Genomic DNA, 21,938 nt, shown 5'->3' on the forward strand with positions numbered 1-21,938 from the left:
CTCTTTGCGAAGGAACCCGCGGTGGTATGGATCTCAATTTCCGGCCGATTTGTTAGACGACGACACCTGTCCGATGAGGGAAGACGGAGGCATCACCTGCCGGGTTCCGGTCTCGTTCAGGAAAGACCCCCAGATTGTTCACCCGGGGGTCTCCCATGGCGAGACCGCGGACGGATCAACCGGACTGGGACGGGGTCTGCTTGATGCCGTCGACGATGGCGCGGTTCATGACGGCGTTGGTGAACAGCACGGTGCCCGGCTTGATGAGGGCGTCGGCGTCGGTCCTCCGCTCCACCTGGACCGTGCGCTCGCCCAGGAAGACATCGCTCTTCCTGTCGAAGATCCATTCCTCGCGCTCACCGCTGGTCTCGTCGAGCCGGGCCACCGCGACACCGTGCCGGCCGGCCGCGTCCACCGCGTCGTTCACCACGACGACGCCGGGGATCTTCGCGGCGGCCTTGAAGAGCGCCGGGTAGAGCTTCGCCGGGGGGTAGCTCTCGCCGAGCAGGTCGCCGATCGTGGTGAACGCCTCCTGGTCGGGGGAGTTCCCCTGCCCCTTGGTCTCCTTGTAGATCTTGGCCAGCAGGGCGTCGGGGTCGGTGGTCAGCTTGGCCAGGTAGTCGTACGAGGGAAAGTTCAGGTTCGCCTTCGGGGTGTTGCCCTGCTCGTCGGGCAGGCTCAGGGTCTCGCCCGCGGGGCTGTCGTTGGTGGCCGGGTCGATCAGCCAGCCCTTGGTGCCGTCGGCGGACCTCCACACCTGGCGGGTGTGCAGCTCGTGGCTGGCCAGGGAGGTCCCGGCGTCGGTGGACTTCACGAAGGTGTCGGCCGACCTGGACTCGACGTAGACGTACTGGCCGGGCTTGACGTCCGGGTGGGACGTGTCGGCCGCCGCCAGCGCGATCCGGTCGAGCAGCTGCGGTACGCCGTTGCCGGTCGCGGCGCCGACGGTGGTGGTCAGGGCCGGTCCGGTGGCGACGCCTTCGTCCTTGACGCCGTGGCCGCCACTGGAGGCGACCACCCCCACGACGACCACCCCGGCGAGGGCGGCGGCCAGTGCGGGCAGGGCGATCGCGGGGCGCGGCAGCCGCAGCCGCCGGGTCCGCGCCCGGTCCGCCGGCTGCTCGGCCGTGCGCTCCGCCGCCTGGGTCTGGTGAATCTGGGCCATCATGCGCTCCTTGTGGAACCGGTGACGGCCCGGCGGCAGGTCGCGCGTCGTCCGGTCGAAGAGCTGGTCGCCCTCGTCCCGTTCGGCAGCGTTCTGCCGGGACGTGTTCGCGTTCATCGGTTTCCTTCCTGTGCGGGCCGGATCGCGTGTGCGTGATCGCCTCTTGACTGTCGGCCGGGGCCGCCGCCTTCCCGATTTCCGGGAGTTGCTCCAAGATTTTTCTGACGTCGTGCCGTTTCGGCGTCGGCGAGCTTGCGGAGCTTCCTGCGGGCGCGGGAGAGCCGGGAGGCGACCGTGCCGACCGGGATGCCGAGCGCCTCCGCCGCGGCCTCGTAGTCGAGGCCCTCGCCGAGGCAGAGCGCGATGACCTCGCGCTCCGGGCGGCGCAGCGACGCGAGCGCGGTCAGCGCCGTCGCGAGGCGCTCCCGGTCGTCGAGCCGGGCCGCCACCTCCTCGGCGTGGTCGGGCACCGACAGCTCGGCCGCGGCGGCAGCCGTCGCCGCCGCCCGGTAGCGCCGGTTGCTCCGGTACTGGTTGCGGGCGGTGTTGGTCGCGATGCCCAGCAGCCACGGCCGCAGGGAACCGCCCGTCGGATCGACCTTCTCGCGCAGCCGCCACGCCTCCATGAAGGTCGCGGCCATCACGTCCTCGGCCGTCGACCAGTCGGCGGTCAGCCGGAAGGCATGGTTGTAGACCGCTCGGGCGTAGCTGTCGAAGAGCTCGGCGAACGCGCTCGAATCCCCGGCCCGTACCCGGGTTCGCATATGAGTGCTCACGTCATTGAGCTGTGCGGCACTCGGCACCGACTTCCCGTGACCTGCGCCACACTCGCCTCTGGTACGCCGTCCCGCGGGGCGGAGGGACATCATGCACGAGGGACGGCGGGACCGACAGGCCCGGTTCGCCGCGGACGGCGGTCCCCGGTATTGCCTCCCCGTACCGGCCCCCGTTACCTTGCGGCGGGGCTTGCGGCCAGGTAGGTGGTGTGTCCGGCGCAACGACGCGCGGCGTACGGAACGGACATCGGGTGACAGGTCGAGGCAAGGGCCGGCAGGAGGCGCAGCACGGCCTGCTCACGAACATCGCCGCCGAGGCGGGCGTCTCGCTCAGCACCGTGTCCAAGGTGGTGCACCGGCGCCGGGACGTCGGCGCGGCGACCCGCGACCGGGTCGAGGAACTGCTGGCACGGTACGGGTACGTCCGCCCGTGGGAGCGCGATCCCGAGACGCCCCGGCAGATCATCGTCGTCTTCCGCGACCTGTCCGGCCCGTACACCCTGGAGGTCGCCCGGGGGATCGTGGACGCGGCCGGTGAGCTCGGCATCGACGTGGTCACCGGCACGACGAGCCGGCGGTCGATCTCCGCGTGGCTGGAGGAGTGCGTGGCGCTCGGCGCGGCCGGGCTGGTGATCGTGATCTCGATGCTGGCCGAGGAGGACCAGCGCAGGATCGTCGAGCAGCGGCTGCCGGTCGTGCTGATCGACCCGCTCAGCGCGCCGTCCGAGGACATCCCGAGCATCGGCGTGACGAACTGGAGCGGCGCCCGGGACGCCGTCCAGCATCTGCTGGACCTGGGGCACACCCGGATCGGCATGGTCGCAGGGCGCTCGCACTCCCTGGCCGGGGCGGCCCGCGTGCACGGCTACCGGGCCGCGCTGGAGGAGGCCGGGGTCGCCTACGATCCGGCGATCGTCCGCTCGACCGACTTCGACTACGCCGAGGCGCTGACCGCCAGCCTCCAGATCCTGCGGGCCGACGACCCACCCACGGCCGTCTTCGCGGCCAGCGACGCACAGGCGCTCGGCGTGCTGGAGGCGGCCCGGCAGCAGGGTCTCGCCGTGCCCGGCGACCTGTCGGTGATGTCCTTCGACGACACCCTGGTGGCGGCCATGGCCTGCCCGCCGCTGAGCGCGGTGCGGCAGCCGTTCGAGGAACTGGGGCGCGAGGCGACCCGGGTGCTCATGGACCTCGCACAGGGCCGGCCGCCCGCGTCCTCGCGGATCGAGCTGACCACGGAACTCGTGGTGCGCACCTCGACATCCGTTCGCCACCGCGTCAATACCCCGTAACCCGCGACCGCGCGAAACCCTTTCGGAACGTGCCGGTGACAGTGCCGGGCCGCCTACGAATACTGGCCTCCTCCCCGCACCCCCGTGGCAAAGGAACGCCGGTGAAAAGATCCTGGGCGCGAAAGGCCTTCGCTACGGCGACGGCCCTCTGTACAGGCGTGGTGGTCGCCCTCGCCGCCGCTACGGCCGCGTCGGCGTATCAGCCGAGCCCCGCGAACCTGTATACGGCGGACAACACCGCCGCCTGCAACAAGAGCCCCTGTGTCCTCTACCCGAAGTCGGCCCAGCTGCCGGACGGCAGGATCGTGGCCACCTTCGAGAACAGCCAGAGCGCCCCGGTGGGCCAGACCCTGCCCATCTACAAGAGCGACGACTCCGGCACGACGTGGGCCAAGCTCGCCGACGTCAAGGCCCCCGCCTACCTCTCCACCGACTCCGCGTACGCCAAGTACACGAGCAACTGGACCAACCCGTACCTGTACGTCCTCCCGCAGAACGTCGGCTCCCTGAGCGCGGGCACCCTGCTGCTCGCGAGCATCGTCTCGGGCGACGACTACTACTACGAGGAGCAGAAGGCCGCCAACTCCAGCTGGACGCCCACCAGTGACGGCGACCGCAAGGACGTCGCGCTGGCCCTGTACGCGAGTACGGATGACGGTGCGACCTGGAGCTTCCAGAACATCATCGCCGCCGGCGGCTGGCAGGGCGGCAGCGCGGGCAGCGTCGGCCGGGTCTCCACCGCCAACACCAACGCCCAGGTCGACCCCGTCTGGGAGCCGCACCTGCTCGCCCACAACGGGCAGCTCATCGCCTACTACTCCGACGAGGACGACTACACCGGCTACAACACCACCACCGGCGCCCCGACCCTCGACCCGGCCAACGACACCGCGACCGACTCCGGCGGCCAGGTCCTCCTGCACCGCACCTGGAACGGCACCAGCGGCTCGGCCTGGAGCAGCCCGGTCGTGGACGTCCCCGGCGCCACGGTGAGCATGGGCAGCGGAAAGACGGAGATCGGCGGGGGCCGTCCGGGCATGACGACCATCGCCCCGACGACCGACGGCAAGTGGCTGCTGACGTACGAGTACTGGGGCGGCGGGACGAACGTCCGCTACCGGATCTCCGACGACCCGACGAAGTTCTTCTCCGCCACGGACGCCGCCATCACCGCACTGCCCGTGCCCTCCGGCGGGGCCGCCCTGTCCACCGGCGGCAGCCCGGTCCTGCTGCCCATGCCGGACGGCCGGATCGTCTACAACGCCGCAGGCAGCGGCGACGTCTGGGTCAACGAGTCCGGGCTGTCCACCGGCACCTGGAAGGAGTACAAGACGTCGATCGCCGCCGGATACAGCCGCCATCTCCAGTACGTCGACGGCACGGGACGCGTCCTGGTCCTCCAGGCGTCCTGGAGCGGTCAGAGCGTCGGCCCCGTGAAGTACGCCGAGGTCGACCTCGGCCGCTCCGACGGCGCCTACTACAGCCTCGTCAACCGGCTGACCGGCCAGGTCCTCACCACCGCGTCCGGCAAGACCCAGGACGCGAACCTCACCGGGAACACCCCCGACCTCGTCCTGGGCGCGGCCAACTCCACCGACAACACCCAGCGCTGGCACCTGACCGCCAAGGGCGGCAACGTGACCCTGCTCAACAAGGCGGGGGGCCGCTCGGTCGCCATCTGGACCGGCACCGCGACGGCCGGGCAGAAGCTCGCCCAGTGGGTCGACGACGGCGCCACCGACAAACAGTGGACCCAGGTCGCGTCGTCGACCAGCGGCTACTACAAGCTCCGCTCGGTCCTCAACACCGGCCTCTACATGACCGGTTCGACCGCGGGCGGCTCCGTCACCGTGGCGGCCGCGACCACCGACGGCTCCCAGGACTGGCAGCTGGTCCAGGACCCGCTCCCCACGGCCTCGACCTTCACCCTGAAGGGCGCCTACTCCGGCCGCTGCCTCGACGTCCCGAACGGCGCGACGGGCGTCCAGGTCCAGATCTACGACTGCTCGGGCAACGCCAACCAGACCATCACCCAGACCGCGGCCGGCGAACTCCGCGTCTCCGGCAAGTGCCTGGCCGCGAACGGCGACGGTACGACCGCGGGCACCACGCTCATCCTCTGGGCCTGCAACGGGAAGTCCAGCCAGAAGTGGGCGTTCCGCGTGGACGGCACCCTCGTCAACCGCTCCAACGGCCTGGTCATCGACGTGACCAACTGGGGGACGGCCAACGGCTCGAAGGTCGAGCTGTGGACCGGACTGGGCACCGCGACCCAGCAGTGGAGCCGTAGTTAGGGGCCCGAGCCGAAGAAGCGGCGCCACCGCATCCACCGGTGGCGCCGCCTTCTCGTACCCGTCGCTACGCCCGCTCGACGCTCACCGGCACCCCGTGCTGCCGCAGCACCCTCGCGTCCCGCTCCTCGCCCACCAGCCGGATCGCGGTCCGTACCGGGGTGTCCAGGCTGGAGGAGCCCGCCTCCAGCAGGATCTCGCCGGGCTCCACGACGCGCCGGCCGGCCAGGCCGGTGAAGGCCAGGCGGTCGGTGTGGACGTGGAAGCGGACCGTCGCCTCCTCGCCGGGTGCGAGGTCCACCTTGGCGAAGGCCAGCAGCGCGCGCACCGGGCGGGTCACCTGGGCGACCGGGTCGATCGCGTACAGCTGGACGGTCTCGGCGCCCGCGACCGCCCCCGTGTTCCGCACCCGCACACGCACTGCGAACTCCCCGTCCGTGGGTACCTGTTCACGGTCCACGGACAGCTGGTCGACCTCGAACGTCGTGTACGAGAGCCCGTGCCCGAAGGGGAACGCGGGCGTCGGGTCGAGGTTGGACAGGAAGCTCTGCCGGTCGCCGAGCGGCGGGTGGAGATAGGTGTACGGCTGGCCGCCCGGCGAGGTGGGGATCTGCACGGGCAGCTTGCCGCTGAAGTTCGCCTTCCCGGCGAGGAGTTGGGCCACCGCCCGGCCGCCCTCCTCGCCCGGCAGGAACACCTGCACCATGGCCGCGGCGGCGGACGCGAACCGGCCCACGGCATAGGGCCGCCCGCTGCTCACGACCAGCACGACGGGCTTCCCGGTCGCCAGGACCGCCTCGACCAGCTCCTCCTGGACGCCCGGCAGCCGGAGATCCTCCACGTCACAGCCCTCGCCGGAGGTGCCGATGCCGAACATGCCCGCCTTGTCGCCGACGACCAGGACGGTGAGATCGGCGGCGGTCGCGGCCGCCACGGCGGCGGGCACGCCGGAGCGGTCCTCGTCCCGGACCGGGCAGCCCTGGGCGAACTCCCACTCCATGGAGGGGAGTTCCTCGGCGAGCGCGGTGCGGAGCGGGACGGCCTCGACACCGTTGCCGAGGTCGTCGCGGCCGGCGAGGACATGGTTGGGGAAGCTGTAGCAGCCGAACATCGTGCGGGCGTCGTCGGCGCAGGGGCCGATCAGCGCGATCCGGCCGCCGGACGGAAGCGGCAGGCTGCCGTCGTTCGAGAGAAGCACGGCACTCGACCGGGCCACGGCCAGGGCGAGCGCACGGCTGCCCGGCTTGTCCAGGTCCAGTGCGCCCGCGCGCAGGGCGGGGGACCGTGGGTCGAAGTCCGCGTCCAACAAGCCGAGTTCGGCCTTCTGGCGCAGCACCCGGCGCACCGAGCGGTCGACCAGCTCCTCGTCCACCGCGCCCTGCTCCACCGCGTGCACGAGCGCGTCGCCGAAGCCGCGCTGGTCGGGCAGTTCGACGTCCATCCCGGCGCGCAGCGCGAGCACCCCGGCGTCGGGCAGGTCGGCGGCCACCCGGTGGGCGGTCACCAGGAAGGGCAGCGACCAGTAGTCGGAGACGACGGTGCCCTCGAAGCCCCAGGCGTCCCGGAGGACGTCGGTGAGCAGGCGGCGGCTGGCGGCGGGGGCCTCGCCGTCGATCTCGGCGTACGAGTTCATGACCGACCGCACGCCCGCTGCGACCAGGCGCTCGAACGGCGGCAGGAGGACGTCGTGGAGTTCGCGGGGTCCGGCCTGGACGGGGGCGTGGTTGCGGCCGCCCATGGAGGCGGAGTACCCGGCGAAGTGCTTGAGGGTGGCGTACACGCCCGCGCTCTGCAGACCGGTGACATACGCCTCGCCCATCTCCCCGACCAGGTACGGGTCCTCGCCGTAGGTCTCCTCGCAGCGGCCCCAGCGGTAGTCCCGGATCACGTCGACGACCGGGGAGAGCCCCTGGTGGACGCCGGCCTCGGCCATGTCGGCGCCGATGGCCGCGCCGACCCGCCGGATCAGCTCCGGGTCGAAGGTGGCCGCCATGGCGAGGGAGGTGGGGTAGATCGTCGCCCCGTAGGCGGTGAACCCGGTGAGGCATTCGTCGTGGGCCATGGCCGGGATGCCGAGCCTGCTCTGCGCGATGACCTGCCGCTGGCGGTCGGCCAGTGCCCGGGAGTGTTCCAGGGCGGGGCGGGGCAGGGTGCCGTACGGGCGGGTGAGCTGGCCCAGGCCGTGCCGGGCGGTCTCGGCGAGGTCGCCGACCCGGTCGAAGATGCTGGTGCCCGGTGCCACCTCGGGTCCGGCCGGTTCGACGTCCTCCCAGGCGCTGCTGAGCTGCGCGACCTTCTCGGCGAGGGTGAGCCGGGCGAGCAGTGCCTCGACCCGTTCGGCGACGGGGAGGGCGGGGTCGGTCCAGGGGCGGCCGTCCTCCTCCTGGGGGAGGTCGCCGTGGTCGGGCATGGTGGTCGTCATTCACGACTCCTCGGGGAGTTGCGCGGGCATGCCGACGGGGCCGGGCACGGGGCCCGGCCGTCGTGCGGGGATCAACTGCGCAGTGCTATGGGCTATTTGGTCACTTGGAGAAGCCGGCGGTGAGGCCGGCGACGAGCTGGCGCCGGGCGAGGATGAACAGCGCGAGCATCGGGAGGGTGGAGAGCACCACCGCGGCCATGGTGGCCGGTACGTCGATGCCGAACTGGCCCTTGTAGAGGGTCAGGGCCAGCGGCAGTACGGCCTTGTCGCCGCTCTGGGTGAGGATGAGGGGGAAGAGGAAGCCGTTCCAGACCTGGAGTCCGTCGTACACGGCGACCGTCATCAGGGCCGGGCGGGCCAGTGGCGCCGCCAGCGACCAGAGCATGCGCCAGTCACCCGCGCCGTCGACGATCATGGCCTCGAACAGCGAGCGGGGCACGTCCCGCAGGAAGCTCACCAGGATCATCACGGTGATCGGCAGCGCGAACGCGGCCGACGGAAGCACGATCGCGAGCAGGCTGTCGTAGAGCTGCATCCTGATGATCAGCAGGTACACGGGGATGATCACGGCCTGCAACGGGATCGCCAGGCCCAGCAGGAACAGCCGGAAGGAGAGCCGGGACAGCCGGCTGCCGGCGCCCCGGACGATCGCGAACGCGGCCATCAGGGCGAAGGCGACCGCGAGCACCACCGTCCCGGCGGTGACGATCACGCTGTTGAGCAGGTAGGTGGTGAAGTCGCCGTCCAGCACGGCCCGGTAGTTGTCGAACGTCGGGTGGGCGGGGAGCGCCAGGGGGCTGTCGGTGGTGAAGTCGGCGCGGGCGCGCAGGCTGGTGACGACCAGCCAGTAGACGGGTACGACGACGATCGCCGTCCACACGAGGGTCGCGCTGCCGCTGAGGGCGCGGCGGAGGATGCCGGGCACGGGGTTGGGCCGCACCGGGCCGGGGGCCGCCGTGCCCCGGGCGGGGAGGGCGTCCGGTGCGGTGGCGGCGCGGGCCTTGGTCACGGTGGTGCTCACATGCCCTCCTGCCGGCTGTCCATCCGGGTGAAGCCGGACAGCCGGGTGGTCAGCAGCGACAGGCCGAGGCCGACGACCACCAGGAGGGTGGCGACGGCGCTGGCCCGGCCCATGTCGTGGGACTGGAATCCGGTGATGTACATGGCCAGGGGGAGGACGCGGGTGGCGGTGCCGGGGCCGCCGGTTCCGCCGGACAGCACGAAGACCAGGTCGAAGTAGGTCAGCGAGCCGACCAGCATCAGGGTGCTGGAGGTGACCATCGTGTACTTCAGCTGCGGCAGGGTGATGTGCCGGAAGCGGGCCGCCGGTCCCGCGCCGTCGAGGGCGGCGGCCTCGTACAGGGCGGTGGGGATCTGCCGTATCCCGGCCTGGTAGAGCAGTGCGTGGAACGGCACGAACTGCCAGGCGATCACGAAGATCACCGTATACAGCGCGAGGTCGGGCGAGCCGAGCAGCGGCTTCGCCAGCCAGTGCAGACCGGGTGTGGCGCCGATGCCGAAGGACGGATCGAGCAGCGCCTGCCAGGTCAGGCCGATCGCCACCGCGGACAGCAGCAGCGGCAGGAAGAACAGCACGGCGAACAGCGCCCGCACCTTTCCCCTCGGCGCCTGGAAGACGCCCAGGGCCAGCGCGATCGGCGTCTGGACCAGCCAGCTCACCGCCATCACCTTGACGGTGAGCCAGAGCGCCTGCCAGGTCGCGCCGTCGGTCAGGACGTCGCCCCAGTTGGCGAAGCCGGCCCAGCCGATGGAGCCCAGGCCGTCCCAGTCGGCGAGGCTGAGCGCCAGCACGCCGACGAGGGGGACGAGACCGAACAGGCCGAAGAGGAGGAGGGCGGGAGCGGCCATGAGGAGGCCGGAGCCGGATCCGGTGCCCCCTCTCCGGCGCACGGTGGTCGTGGTGACGGTCACGACCCCGCCTTGCTCATGTTCGTACCGAACTCGGCGGGCGAGATCTGCCGCAGGAACGACTTGTCGGTGTTGGTCAGCAGCGGGTCCGCCTGGTCGGAGGGCAGTGCCTGGTCCCAGGAGAGCTGGAAGCCCGGGGCGTTCTGCACCAGGTCGTAGACGAACGTCAGCCACTGCTTGTCGGACGACGACTTCACCGCGGCCAGCTTCGACTCCAGGCCCTTGACCGGCGGCACACTGCCGGCGGCGAGATAGGCGTCGACCTGGGAGCCGTCCAGGACGTAGTCCTTGAGGTAGGTCAGGGCGGCCGACCTGTTCTTCGTCGAGGAGTTCAGGGACAGGAAGTTCGAGGGGTTGCCGACGATGCTCTTCGGGTCTCCGGCGCCGCCGGACAGCGACGGGAAGGCGGTGTAGCCGAGGTCGCCCTTCTTCAGGAAGTCCGGGGCGGCCTTGGCTATGTTGGCGTACTCCCAGGTGCCCATCACCTCCATCGCGGCCTTGCCGGTGTAGAGGAGGGCCGTGGAGGCGCCCTGGTCGTAGTTGACGGAGGAGGCGTTGTCGCCGAAGGCACCGGCCTTCGCCAGGTCCTGGAGGTACTGGTTGGCCTTGGTGACCGACGCGTCCTGCCACCCCGCGGAGTCACCGGAGGCGATCTTCGTGAAGACGTCGGAGCCGCCCTGCCGGTCGAGCAGGTACTCCAGGTACATCAGCGTCGGCCACTTGGAGTTCGCGGCGAGGGACAGCGGGGTCACGCCCTTGCCCTTGAGCTTCTTCACGGCCGCCAGCAGGTCGTCGTACGTCTTCGGCGGCTGGACGCCCGCGTCCTTGAGGACCGTCTTGTTGTAGTAGAGGACGACCGGGGCGAGGCCGTTGGCGGGGACGCCGTAGACCTTGCCGTCGAAGGTGGCGCTCTGCATCACGCTCGGGGTGTACCGGTCCGTGCCCGCCTCGGCCTGCGTCAGCGCGTCGACCTTGCCGGCCTTGACGTAGTCGCCGAGCGCTCCGCCGCCCCAGCTGAAGAAGATGTCCGGGGCCTGGCTCGCACCGAAGGCGACGCGCAGCTTCTGCTTGTAGTCGTCGTTCGCGAAGAGCCGCAGGGTGATCTGCGCGTCCGGGTGGTCCTTGTTGTAGGCGTCGACCGACTCCTTGAGGATCGTCTGGTCGCTGAGCGCCCACATCGTCAGACCCTTCGCCGACGAGGACGTCGACGGTCCCGAAGTCCCGCACGCGGCAAGGGCCATGGCCGCCGCCAGGGTTACGGCGGATGCCACGACGCGACGAATGCGCGGGCCTTCGAGATGTCCGCTGACCGGTGTTCTCCGCATGGTCGTGCCTCTCTTGTATCCCCATACCGTCGGTGAGCGAGGCAGATCGGGGACTCGTACGAAAGGCTTTCGTACGCGACGTTGCCGACGGCCTGCCTGCTGGCCGGGACACTGACACGGGATTCACGGCAGGGACAAGCGAGGGAAATGCCTCGGTTACGAAACATTTTCGCGAACCGTGGCAAGTGGCGGGAGATACGGCGGCGAGGCGCCCGGGTCAGCTTTCCCCGAGGTCATCCCCGAGGTCGTCCCCGGCGGCGTGCCCGGCAGCGTGCCCGAGGGCACCCGCCGCGGCCGCCATGAGCGACTCCGCGGCGTCCTCGGCGGTGTCCGGAGGCACGACCACCAGGTCCCAGCGTCCGCGGCCGGGGGCGAGCAGGACGACGGTGTGCGGGGCGTTCACCGCCAGGGCTCTGCGCAGTCGTACGACCTGGTTGGAGACGAGTATCCGGCCGGGCGTCGCGGACCACACCCTTCCGTTGACGGTGACGCTGGTGATATGGCCCCAGTCACGCGGCAACCCGGCCAGCAGTCGCGGGAGTTCCACGAGGAGGTCGTAGGAGCGCGGCCACCATGCTCCGTCGATGGACCGGGGCAGGTCGCCGTGGGGCGCCAGGTGCAGGCGGAGGACGGGATGGGACGGAAGCGCGGGCTGCAGTGCGGTGGTCATGAGGCTCCTGCCAACTGCCGTAGGTGGATGCGTGGTTGCCGTCAGGCGCGACGCGCGGCGACCCGGTCCGGAGTCGGCCAGCGCACGTCGTACACCCAGCCGAGGCGCTCCAGGAGGCGGATGACGGCGGCCGACGGGTCGATCTGGCCGCGGTCGACGCCGTGCCGGGCGCTGGTCGGGTCGGCATGGTGGAGGTTGTGCCAGCTCTCCCCGAAGGAGAGCAGGGCGAGCGGCCACAGGTTGGTGGCGCGGTCGTGGCGGCGGGTGCGGAAGGGGCGCTCCCCGATCATGTGGCACAGGGAGTTGACGCTCCAGGTGACATGGTGGAGGAGCGCGATGCGGACAAGTCCCGCCCACAGCAGGGCGGTCAGGCCGTACACCCAGCTGCCGCCGATGGCCCAGCCCGCCCCGAACGGCAGGGCGAGGGTGAGGACGCACAGCAGCGGGAAGGCGCGCGAGACGGCACGGATGTCGGGGTCGGCGAGCAGGTCCGGGGCGTAACGATCCGCAGGCGTACGGTCGTTGCGGAACAGCCAGCCGACGTGGGCGTGCAGGAGTCCGCGCAGCTGGCCGCGCAGGTGTGTGCCGTAGCGGTACGGGGAGTGCGGGTCGCCGGGCCGGTCGGTGAAGGCGTGATGGCGGCGGTGGGTGGCGACCCAGCCGATCACGTCACCCTGGAAGCTCATCGAACCGGCCACCGCGAGCGCGATGCGCACGGGACGCACCGCACGGTAGCCGCCGTGCGTGAGACCGCGGTGGAAGCCGACCGTGACGCCCAGGCCGGTGACCGTGTAGAAGACGGCGGCGAGCAGGATGTCTGCGGGGTGGACGAGCCGGCCCCACAGCAGCCAGCCGACCAGGCCGAGAGCCACGAACGGCAGGACGACGATCGCCGCCGTCACGGTCACGTACAGCCGTTCCCCGCCTTCGCGCGCGGGCGCCGGTCCGTCCGGCGGGAAGGGCGAGATGCCGTCGTAGCCCCCGGGCGGCGCGGCGGTGCCCGGCGGGCTCGGGGCGACGGGGGCGGTAGGGGGCACGGGGGCTTTGGGGGCTATGGGAGTGGACGGCATGGTGGGGTTCCTTGACCTGGGCGAAGGCCGCCGGGAAGGAGGTGCGGCCGGGGTCACGGACTGCCCCTGGGGATGGGTGGCGTGCTGGAGACGGCCTGTCGGTAGGCACGACGCACCCTCGCTCCCCCCAACGTACTCCCTCGTACTCCTCGCGCGCGGGATACCCGGAGTGCGCCGACGGGCGCCCGCCGGCCGGACGCGCCGGGCCCCGCGTCGCGTTGACACTCGTCGTCGCCGGACATTGACTGGCAGGACGACCGAGGGCCGGGCCATGAAGGGCAGGGCCGACCGGGTCCCCGGAAGCCTGGGGCAGGCCGTCGAGAAGGTGACGCGAAGGGCGTCTTCAGGCGGTGCCCACCCATCGCAACGGAAGCGGTACACACGACGATGTACGACCAGACACGCGCCCAGCAGCCCGCGGACCGGCCTCCGGGCTCCGGCGAACGCCGCACCACGGGCCCGGAGCCGCTGCTCCCCCCGGAAGAACGGGATGAGATCGTGCGCCGCCTCGGACATGCCGTCAACACCTTCGCGGACACCCCGCGCGAGGCCCTGGAGGAGGCCGAGGGCGCCTTCGACGAAGCCGCCGCCCAGCTCACGAAGGCCCTTGCGGAGCTCCGGCAGGTCCTCCGCGCGGGCTGGCAGGACCGGGACCCCGAGACCGACTCCGCCGAACTCCGGTTCGCGCTGCGGCAGTACCGGGAGCTCACCCAGCGGCTGATGCGCACCTAGGGCCTGTCCGGCGGAGGCCGGGGACTCCGCCGGTCGTCCGGGGGGCCGTGGGACACGCCGGAGTAGAGTGGAAGATCCAGTCCGAGTCCGTCTCATACCGGGACACCGAACTCCGAGGTCGCCGTGCAGTCCATGAAAACACCCTCGGACGGGTATGCCGCGGTCCGCATCGTCGCCGCCTCGCCCGAGGTCGCCCGCAGGGTGGCGGAGGTACTGCGCCACTGCTTCGCCGCCACCGAGCAGCGCAGCTATCCCGCGGGCCCCGACGGAGGAACCCTCCTCGACCTCACCGTGGACACCACCCGCGCGGCAGAACCCGCACGGTCCTGGCTCGAAACCAGCCAGTCGGGGCAGCGAGCCAACCGCGGAGGCGGGACGGCGTCCGGGAACGGCTCCTCCGGCGCCGGCGCGGAGTAGCGTGAAACCACCGGGAGCACTTCGCACACCGGCTCCGACGCCGGTGCCGTTCCCGGTGAGCGACGACACCGGGCGGCTGCCCTTGCGCAGGGGCCCGGGGACGGGTCCGCGCAATGTCCGCAACCACGCCTCGCGTCTCGCCACGGCCCGTTCCGTCCGGTCCCTCCAGTCCCTCCAGTCCGTCCAGTCCGTCCAGTCCGTCCAGTCCCTTCAGGGTTCCGACCGCGCGCCTCGCGCTGAAATCCGTGAGCCCTTCCCGAGGGCCCGGCGGGTTGGACGGTGCCTGGTGGCCCCGTTCACGTGACCTGCCGAGCGAGCTCTCCGCCTTGGCGGACATGCTGGATCCGCTGTGGGGACGGATCACCCGTATCGCGGTCCACCCCCGCCACTGGCCGGTCCTGCCACCCAGGATGTCCGCCAACGGCCATGTGGTGAAGGTCGGTTGGTCCGCCTCGGAGCTGGATCCGCACGAGATCCTGCTGCTCTCCTACACCACGGGCCGCTGGGACCTCCTCGTGATCCCCCCGGAGACCGGCACCCTCGCGGCCGCCCGGCTGATGGCTGCCGCGAGTGCGGACACCGGCCCGCCGATGACCGCGGCCATGCTCATGGCGGCGGAACGGGCCCGCCTCGGAATCCCGGAGCCCGGGAAGGACGAGACCGGCGGCGCCCCCGCCGCTCTCCTGCTCTGCCCCTGACGAAGCAGCGGGCCCGGGGAGACAACCGGTGACGGTCATGCCGGCGCATCAGGGGATGCGGCTCGTGACGACCGGGGAGGAGAGCGGCCGGCCCGGCGGGACCGCCCGGGACGCCGGGGCCTGCGTGATCTTCTCGGCGGTGCGGCGCTTCCTCGCGGTGCGGTGCTTCTCCGCGGTGCGGTGCTTCTCCGCGGTGTGCGCTTTTTCGCGGTGCGGCGATTCTCCACGGTGCGCTCTTCTCCGTGGTGCGGTGCTTCCTCGCGGTGCGCTCTTCTCCGCGGTGCGGCTCTTCCACGCGGTGCGGCGCTTCCTCGCGCGCCGGGCGGGGTTCCGTCCGTCGACGGTGACTGCCGGGTGGGGCGGGTACTCGGGAGGTGCGGGAACGGATCGTCGTGTCGGCCACGCGGGCGGGCTCCGGCCGGGGGACCATCGGACACTGGTGTGTCGGTTTCCCTGACGTGCCCGCGGGCTCCGGTGCGGGGCCGCGACGGCTGGAGGGTGCGTGGTGGCGGGTGCGTGGTGCGGGTGCGGTACCTGGTGCGGGAGACGAGGGGCGGTCGTGGCCGGCGGCCGAGCCGGGTTTCTGGTGGCAAATCGTCGCCCAGCTGAGCACGGCCCTGATGGTGCTGGATCCGGACGGACGGATCGTCGCCCTCAACCCGGCCGCCGAGCGGCTGCTGGGCCGTGCCGCCACCGACATGCGCGGACGGGACGCGCACGATCTGCTGCACCGGGACGCGGGCGGCGGCACGCTCCTGCGGGAGCGGTGCCCCCTGCTCCAGACGCTGGCCGAGAAGGCCCCCGCGCGCGGGGAGGGCGACAGCTATCTGCGCGGTGACGGCCACCTGATCACGATCTCCTGGTCCGCTTCTCCCCTGCGGGACGGCGGCACCTTCAAGGGCATCGCCCTGATGTTCACCGACGTCACGGGCGACCACGGCGCGCGTCGGGAACGTGCGGCCTACACGAGCGCCCTGGAGGACCTCAACGAGCGGCTGACGCTGGTCGCGGAGATCAGCGACGTACTGGGCCAGACCCTGGAGACGGACGAGGCCCTCGCCCGGCTGGGCCGCCTGCTGGTTCCCCGCCTGGCCGACTGGGCGGCGATCGACCTCCTGACCCGTTCCGGGCAGGTCCGGCGCATGGCGGTGACCGGTCCCGCGGGCCGGGACGCCGCACTGGAGGGCGCGCGCGAGCGGCTTCCCGAACCCGGGGAGGGGGACCGCTCACCTCTCGTCCACGTACTGAACAGCGGTGATCCCGTGCTTCAGGACGAGGCCCGCACGGCCGCGCCGCCCGGCTCCCCGCTGGCCGCGGCGTACAGCGGGTTCCTGCGGAGGGTGGGTGCGAGGTCCGCCATCACGGTGCCGCTGGGCTCCGGAGAGCAGATCACCGGCGCCCTGACGCTGGTGCGCACCGACCCGGCACACCCCTTCGACACCGCCGACCTGGGGGTGGTGAGCGACATCGGGCGCCGGGTCGGCCTGGTCATCGACAACGCACGGCGGTTCGGCCGCCAGCGCGCCGTCGCCGAGGCCATGCAGCGCAACCTGCTCGCCCCGCTGCCCCAGCCCGGCCGCCTGCGGCTGGCCGCCCGCTACCAGCCCGCCCCGGCCGGCTCCCAGGTCGGCGGTGACTGGTACGACGCGTTCGAGTTGAAGGACGGCACGCTCGCGCTGGTCATCGGCGACGTCGTGGGCCACGACCTGACCGCGGCGGCCGGGATGGCCCAACTGCACGGCATCCTGCGCTCACTGGCCTGGGACCACACCGGGCCGCCCGGCGCCGTCGTCGACCGTCTCGACGACGCCATGCCCGCCATCACCACCGTCTCCATGGCCACCCTCGTCCTCGCCCGGGTCGAAGGCCACCCGCACACCGGGCCGTGGACCCTGCGGTGGACCAGCGCCGGACATCCGCCGCCGCTCCTCCTGACCCCGGGCGGACACGCGCGCTACCTCGAAGCCGGACAGGGAATCCTCCTCGGCGCCCTCCTGGATACCGAAGCGAGCCGGCCCGACGCCACGCAGTCCCTGCCACCGGGCTCCACCCTGCTGCTCTACACCGACGGGCTGGTCGAGGTCCCCGGCAGCGACCTCGGCACCGGCCTGAGCGGGCTGCGCCGCCACGCCCTCGCGCTCGCCCAGGAGCCGCTGGACACGCTGTGCGACCAACTGCTCGCCCGCATGCCGCCCGGCAGCACCGACGACGTGGCCCTCCTCGCCCTGCGCCTGCCGGATGCGTCCGGGCCCGTGCCGTGCGACGAGTCGGCGGCCGTCAGTGGTCGGTCGCCAGGTGGAGCCTGAGCAGGTCCACGCCGTAGTCGTTGCCGTTGGGGGTGCGGATGATGGTGTGGATGTGCTGCTGGGTGGGGGTGCCGTTCGGGCCGCCCGTGCCGCCGCCACCCGGGCCCGGCGAGGCGGACGCGGAGGCCGAGGCAGATGCCGAAGCGGTGGCGGAGGCTGAGCTGGAGGCCTCGTCCTCGTGGTACGCGAGTGGCGACTCGGCGTCGTACTCGATCAGTACGACGGGGGAGTGCACCCGGTAGTAGAACGCCGAGTCGTCCTCGGACTCCCCGATCCAGTAGAAGTACGTGTCGTCGAGGTGCTTCTCGATGTCACGCAGCCACACCCGCGCGTGTCCCTCGTCGATGGTGCCGGTGTAGACCTCGACGAGGTCGAGCAGCAGCTTCTGCTGCCTGCGGTGCAGGGCCGAGCCCTTGATGCCCTTGTACGGCAGGACGGCGTTGTCGTTGCCGGCGCCGGCGACCAGGTTGGTGCCGGTCTTCGTCTCGGTGCCGGGGGCGGCGGTGGCGAGCTGGGTGTCGTCGAGCGAGCGCAGCAGTCCGAGGCCGGCGGCGGTCTCCTCGCGGAAGAGGTGGTAGTCGACACCGTCGTACGTGATCTTCGTCGGCTCGGAGCCGCGGAAGGTCGGCGTGGCGACGACCTGGTCGCCCAGGACGAAGTAGTTGACGACCAGGTGGTGGCCCTCGAACTGGAAGCCCCATGCCTCGGTCGGCGACGGGGTGCCCATGATCGTGAACCAGTAGGCGTCGTAGTTGAGCGCCTTGGAGGTGTCGCCGCTGTACTCACCGAGGAAGTGGTTGAGCTTGCGGATCTGGGTGGCGTTCTCCAGCCCGCGCGCGGACAGCGCGGCCCTGAGCAGCTTGACGGCGAGCTTGTACTGCTTGTCGCCCATGTCGCGCAGGGCGAGACCGTCGCGGTCGTTGGAGTCGACGTTGGTCCAGTCGAGCCACTGGTCGGAGTCGATGTCGTAGAGCGTGGCCGACTTCTGCTCGTCGGTCAGCGAGTTCACGAAGGCCGACGCGGCGCGCACCACCGGGGTGGTGGAGACGCCGGTCCGGTGAATCGCGTACAGGTCGTCGACGACGGTGCCGTCGGTGGTGACGCCGACGAAGTCGTCGTACGCGATGGTCTGTCCGAAGCCGCCGCCGGCAGGCGGGCCGGACGGGGAGGCGCTCGCCGTGGCGTCGGCGGCGGCGTCGGTGGAGGACGCTTCGTCGGCACTGGCCATGGTGGCGGCATAGCCACCCATGACCGCGACGGCGGAGACGCCGCCGGCGAGGAGGGCCTTGTTCATGAACCAGCGGCGGGAGCGGTGGGCGGCCGGGGTTCTCGGCTTGTGTCCGTGCGTTGAGTCGGGCATGTCGTTGACGATTTCGTCGGCGATTAAAGCCTGCCTGGCAGGGCCCTGTGCATCGGATAGGAGTTCGTCCCGCTCGCCACGGACCGGCTCTCACTCGGTGGTGTGAACTTCTTCCCGTATACCCGCAGCCGCTTACCGGAGCGGCGGTTTTGGGGTGTTCTGTCCTGTCTAGACTCCGCGCACATGTCCCTATGGCTGCTCAACCACTTCAGCACCTTCACGCTGGCCGTCTTCACCGTCGGGGGGACTGTCGTCCTGGCCGTCGCCGGCAGTGTGGTGCTGCGCCGCAGGTACCCGTCGCTGGCCCGCGGTGAGCACAACGACATGGTCGGTGTGACGCTGGGGATGTTCGGCGCCATCTACGGAATCATCCTCGCGTTCGTGATCGTCACCCTGTGGACGCAGCTGGAGGACACCCAGACCATCGTCGCCTCCGAGGCCACCGACGTGGCGCTCATCTCGCGCGACGCCGGTTCGTTCCCGGCGTCGGTGCGGGACCGTCTCGACGCCGCCCTGAGCGGCTACGTCCACGCGGTCGTCGAGGACCAGTGGCCCCGGATGCGCGCGGGGCACCCCAGTTACGGGGCCACCGAGACCCATCTCCAGGCCGCCTTCCGGGTGTTCCAGACGTACGGCCCGAAGACCGAGCAGGAGCAGGTCTTCTACGAGCAGGCCGTCGGCCATCTCGACGACGTGGCCTCCCAGCGGCGGGCCCGCATCACCATGGCGCGCCAGGAACTTCCGCCGCTGCTCCAGGCCCTGGCCGTCGGCGGTGCGCTGGTCCTGGTGCCGCTCACGTTCCTCTACGGCATGCGCAAACTGCGGGTCCAGATCCTGTTCGTCGCCTCGGTCGCCGGACTCGTCGGCTTCAGCCTGCTCCTGGTCTTCGTCCTGGACCGCCCCTTCGCCGGCGACCTCAGCGTCAGCCCCGCCCCGTACCGGGAAGGGGCCCTTGCCCAATACTGGCCACGGTGAGGCGACGACGCTGCTGCCCCCCCGACGCCGGAATGGACAAGGAGTACGGTCAGTGACCAGCGACAACCGCATAGGACCGCCCGCTTTCGGAGACGAACGCGACACGCTGCGGGCCTTTCTCGACTACCACCGGGCCACCCTCGCCATGAAGTGCGAGGGGCTCACCGACGAGGAGCTGCGGCGGCAGTCGATGCCGCCGTCCACGCTCTCGCTGCTCGGCCTGGTGCGGCACATGGCGGAGGTGGAACGCACCTGGTTCCGGCGGGTGTTCGAGGACAACGAAGCGCCCATGGTCTGGTCCGACAAGGTCGACTTCCAGGCGGCGTACGACGCGAGCAGGTCGACCCGGGAGGAGGCGTTCACGGCCTGGGAGGCCGAGGTGGAGACCTCGCGCCGGATCGAACGCGAGGCCGACTCCCTGGACCGGGCCGGATATCAGCCGAGGTGGCAGGAGGAGGTGTCGCTGCGGATGGTGATGACCCACGTCCTCCTGGAGTACGGCCGCCACAACGGACACGCCGACTTCCTGCGGGAGGGCATCGACGGGAGCGTAGGCGCCTGAACCGGCGTCACTCCTCGATGACCAGGCCCTTCGCTTCGAGGACCGCGGCGAGGTCGCTGACCTCGATGACGCTCTTTCCGGACCGGTAGGCGGCGATGTACGCGGTCTCGGCGTCGACGCGCTCCTGGGAGAGGCGGACCGCGTCGGCCAGGTCCTCGCGGCGGACGACCACGACACCGTCGGCGTCACCGCGCACCACGTCGCCCGGGCGGATCACCTCGCCGCCGACCAGGACGGGCTCCGCCATGGGGCCCACGGTCTCCTTGACCGTGCCCTTGATGGAGACGCCGAGGGAGAACACCGGGAAGCCCAGGTCGCGCAGTTCCCGGGTGTCGCGGACACCGGTGTCGGTGATCAGCCCGCCGAGGCCCTTGGCCACGCAGGCGTTGGCCAGTACGTCGCCGAAGGAGCCCGCCTCCGCGTACTCACCGGCGGACACGACGATGACGTCGCCGGGCCGGGCGTGCGCGATGGCCACCTGGAGCATGATGTTGTCCCGGGGCGCGCAGCGCACGGTGAAGGCGGGGCCGCACAGGGACATGGTGTCCGCCACCGGCTTGATCTTCGAGCTCAGGGCGCCGAGCCTGCCCTGCGCCTCGTGGACGGTGGCCGAGGAGTAGGTGCCGAGTCGCTCGACCAGGTCCGGATCGGGGCGGTCGAACTTCGTGTTCACACGCAGCATGGGTCTCTCTCCGAGGAGCGGAACAAGGGGCAACGGTCAGGTCAGGGCGGCGCAGGCGGTGGAGAGGCGTTCGCAGGCCTCCGTCAGGACCGCGCTCGACGTCGCGAAGGAGATGCGGAAGTAGCCGGGGGCTCCGTAGGCCGCCCCGTGGATCAACGCCACCTGCTGCGACTCCAGGAGGTGGGCGGCGAACTCCTCGTCCGTGCCGATGCGTTCGCCGGCCGGGGTGTGCCGGCCCAGCAGTCCCGTGCAGTTCACCAGGACGTAGAAGCCGCCGCTCGGTGGCGTGCAGGTCAGGCCCGGGATGTCGGTCAGCATCTTCACCGTCTCGTCCCGGCGGGCCCGGTAGACGGCGACGCAGTCGTCGATGAAGCCCTGGTCGCCGGTGAGCGCGGCCGTGGCGGCCGCCTGGCTGACCGAGGAGGGGCAGGAGGAGATCTGGGACTGGAGCTTGTTGACGGCGCCGACCAGGTCGGCCGGGCCGGCGCCGTAGCCGATCCGCCAGCCCGTCATGGCGTACGTCTTGGAGACGCCGTTGGTGAGGAACACCCGCTCGGTGAGGCGGGGTTCGACCGCGGCGAGGGTGGTGGGGAGTCCGCCGGGGCCCCCGTCGCCGTACCAGATCTCGTCGTAGATCTCGTCGGTGAGGACGAGGACGTGCGGGTGGGCCAGCAACACGTCGGCCAGGGCGCGGAGTTCGGCCGGGGTGTAGGCCGCGCCCGTCGGGTTGTTCGGGGCGTTGAGGATCAGCCAGCGGGTGGCGTCCGTGATCGCGGACTCCAGGCGGTCCGGCGTCAGCTTGAAGCCGTCGGTCTCCGGGCAGGGGACGACGACCGGGGTGCCGTCGTTGGCGAGGACCATGTCGGGGTACGACACCCAGTACGGGGCGGGGACGATGACCTCGTCGCCCGCGTCGAGCGTGGCCATCAGGGCGAGGAAGATGATCTGCTTCGCCCCGCCGCCGACGGTGATCCGGTCGGGGGCGTAGGTCAGTCCGTGGCGGTGGGTGAGCTTGCCGGCGATGGCGGCCCGGAGTTCGGGGGTGCCGTTCACGGGCGTGTACTTGGTCTCGCCCCGGCCGATCGCCTCGATCGCCGCCGCCTTGACGTGGCCGGGGGTGTCGAAGTCCGGTTCGCCGACCGTGAGGTCGAGGATCCGGTGGCCCCGCGCCTTGAGTTCGCGGACGCGTTGGGCGGCTGCCGTGCTGGGGGAGGGCTTGATGCGGTCGACCCGCCGGGCCAGGGCCGTCACTGCGGTGTCGGCCAT

At 71.4% G+C, this 21,938-nt stretch carries 19 protein-coding genes; 8 read left to right on the forward strand and 11 right to left on the reverse strand.

Translation table 11 applies throughout. The annotated features are described in order from the left end of the window. Window positions 1-175: 175 nt before the first annotated feature. The gene (locus ACFWXC_RS09525; protein WP_384475677.1) at window positions 176-1,282 is read right to left on the reverse strand and encodes a CU044_5270 family protein; all 1,107 of its coding nucleotides are present in this window, start codon (window positions 1,280-1,282) and stop codon (window positions 176-178) included. After that, a complete protein-coding gene (locus ACFWXC_RS09530; protein ID WP_384475680.1) occupies window positions 1,279-1,929 on the reverse strand; it encodes an RNA polymerase sigma factor in 651 nt (216 codons plus the stop codon). The genes ACFWXC_RS09525 and ACFWXC_RS09530 overlap by 4 nt, the downstream gene beginning before the upstream one ends. Window positions 1,930-2,192: 263 nt before the next feature. Here ACFWXC_RS09530 and ACFWXC_RS09535 point away from each other — a divergent pair, with 263 nt between their 5' ends. After that, window positions 2,193-3,233 (forward strand): LacI family DNA-binding transcriptional regulator, encoded by a 1,041-nt coding sequence (locus ACFWXC_RS09535; RefSeq protein ID WP_362579366.1) that lies wholly within the window; start codon window positions 2,193-2,195, stop codon window positions 3,231-3,233. A gap of 101 nt (window positions 3,234-3,334) precedes the next feature. Further along, window positions 3,335-5,527 carry an RICIN domain-containing protein gene (locus ACFWXC_RS09540; RefSeq protein WP_384475682.1) on the forward strand — a complete coding sequence of 731 codons (2,193 nt, stop codon included), beginning with the start codon at window positions 3,335-3,337 and terminating at the stop codon, window positions 5,525-5,527. 64 nt (window positions 5,528-5,591) lie between these two features. Here the strand turns inward: ACFWXC_RS09540 and ACFWXC_RS09545 are convergent, their stop codons facing one another. From ACFWXC_RS09545 to ACFWXC_RS09570, 6 genes are all read right to left on the reverse strand, one after another. Further along, window positions 5,592-7,946: a glycoside hydrolase family 3 N-terminal domain-containing protein gene (locus ACFWXC_RS09545; RefSeq protein WP_384475685.1), complete on the reverse strand. Its 2,355-nt coding sequence runs from the start codon at window positions 7,944-7,946 to the stop codon at window positions 5,592-5,594. Window positions 7,947-8,046: 100 nt separating this feature from the next. Beyond that, window positions 8,047-8,967, reverse strand: a complete 921-nt coding sequence (locus tag ACFWXC_RS09550; protein WP_384475688.1) for a carbohydrate ABC transporter permease — start codon at window positions 8,965-8,967, stop codon at window positions 8,047-8,049. Continuing rightward, window positions 8,964-9,815 carry a carbohydrate ABC transporter permease gene (locus tag ACFWXC_RS09555; protein ID WP_384476130.1) on the reverse strand — a complete coding sequence of 284 codons (852 nt, stop codon included), beginning with the start codon at window positions 9,813-9,815 and terminating at the stop codon, window positions 8,964-8,966. The genes ACFWXC_RS09550 and ACFWXC_RS09555 overlap by 4 nt, the downstream gene beginning before the upstream one ends. 59 nt (window positions 9,816-9,874) lie before the next feature. Next, a complete protein-coding gene (locus ACFWXC_RS09560) occupies window positions 9,875-11,146 on the reverse strand; it encodes an extracellular solute-binding protein (RefSeq protein ID WP_384475691.1) in 1,272 nt (423 codons plus the stop codon). Window positions 11,147-11,417: 271 nt separating this feature from the next. Continuing rightward, a complete protein-coding gene (locus ACFWXC_RS09565) occupies window positions 11,418-11,870 on the reverse strand; it encodes a DUF5994 family protein (protein WP_384475694.1) in 453 nt (150 codons plus the stop codon). A gap of 41 nt (window positions 11,871-11,911) precedes the next feature. Beyond that, the gene (locus ACFWXC_RS09570; RefSeq protein WP_384475697.1) at window positions 11,912-12,940 is read right to left on the reverse strand and encodes an acyl-CoA desaturase; all 1,029 of its coding nucleotides are present in this window, start codon (window positions 12,938-12,940) and stop codon (window positions 11,912-11,914) included. Between the two features lie 387 nt (window positions 12,941-13,327). On the opposite strand from ACFWXC_RS09570, the gene ACFWXC_RS09575 reads away from it, so the two are divergent. From ACFWXC_RS09575 to ACFWXC_RS09590, 4 genes are all read left to right on the forward strand, one after another. Continuing rightward, the gene (locus ACFWXC_RS09575) at window positions 13,328-13,672 is read left to right on the forward strand and encodes a hypothetical protein (RefSeq protein ID WP_384475700.1); all 345 of its coding nucleotides are present in this window, start codon (window positions 13,328-13,330) and stop codon (window positions 13,670-13,672) included. A 132-nt stretch (window positions 13,673-13,804) separates the two neighbouring features. Then, the gene (locus ACFWXC_RS09580) at window positions 13,805-14,089 is read left to right on the forward strand and encodes a hypothetical protein (RefSeq protein ID WP_384475703.1); all 285 of its coding nucleotides are present in this window, start codon (window positions 13,805-13,807) and stop codon (window positions 14,087-14,089) included. 113 nt (window positions 14,090-14,202) lie between these two features. Beyond that, the gene (locus tag ACFWXC_RS09585) at window positions 14,203-14,787 is read left to right on the forward strand and encodes a DUF5994 family protein (RefSeq protein ID WP_384475705.1); all 585 of its coding nucleotides are present in this window, start codon (window positions 14,203-14,205) and stop codon (window positions 14,785-14,787) included. Window positions 14,788-15,407: 620 nt separating this feature from the next. Further along, a complete protein-coding gene (locus tag ACFWXC_RS09590) occupies window positions 15,408-17,093 on the forward strand; it encodes a SpoIIE family protein phosphatase (protein WP_384475708.1) in 1,686 nt (561 codons plus the stop codon). Here the strand turns inward: ACFWXC_RS09590 and ACFWXC_RS09595 are convergent. Continuing rightward, the gene (locus tag ACFWXC_RS09595; protein WP_384475711.1) at window positions 17,065-18,453 is read right to left on the reverse strand and encodes a DUF3500 domain-containing protein; all 1,389 of its coding nucleotides are present in this window, start codon (window positions 18,451-18,453) and stop codon (window positions 17,065-17,067) included. The two genes, ACFWXC_RS09590 and ACFWXC_RS09595, sit on opposite strands and share 29 nt — an antisense overlap. Before the next feature lie 183 nt (window positions 18,454-18,636). Here ACFWXC_RS09595 and ACFWXC_RS09600 point away from each other — a divergent pair, with 183 nt between their 5' ends. Together ACFWXC_RS09600 and ACFWXC_RS09605 are read left to right on the forward strand one after the other, a co-directional pair. Further along, a complete protein-coding gene (locus tag ACFWXC_RS09600) occupies window positions 18,637-19,428 on the forward strand; it encodes a DUF4239 domain-containing protein (RefSeq protein ID WP_384475714.1) in 792 nt (263 codons plus the stop codon). Between the two features lie 52 nt (window positions 19,429-19,480). Continuing rightward, window positions 19,481-19,990: a DinB family protein gene (locus tag ACFWXC_RS09605; protein WP_384475717.1), complete on the forward strand. Its 510-nt coding sequence runs from the start codon at window positions 19,481-19,483 to the stop codon at window positions 19,988-19,990. Window positions 19,991-19,997: 7 nt separating this feature from the next. Here the strand turns inward: ACFWXC_RS09605 and ACFWXC_RS09610 are convergent, their stop codons facing one another. Next, on the reverse strand, window positions 19,998-20,672 hold the full coding sequence (locus ACFWXC_RS09610; RefSeq protein WP_384475720.1) for a 4-carboxy-4-hydroxy-2-oxoadipate aldolase/oxaloacetate decarboxylase: 675 nt from the start codon (window positions 20,670-20,672) through the stop codon (window positions 19,998-20,000). A gap of 36 nt (window positions 20,673-20,708) precedes the next feature. Then, window positions 20,709-21,938, reverse strand: a complete 1,230-nt coding sequence (locus ACFWXC_RS09615) for an aspartate transaminase (RefSeq protein WP_384475723.1) — start codon at window positions 21,936-21,938, stop codon at window positions 20,709-20,711.

The organism is Streptomyces sp. NPDC058683 (assembly GCF_042716195.1).
Lineage (GTDB): Bacteria > Actinomycetota > Actinomycetes > Streptomycetales > Streptomycetaceae > Streptomyces.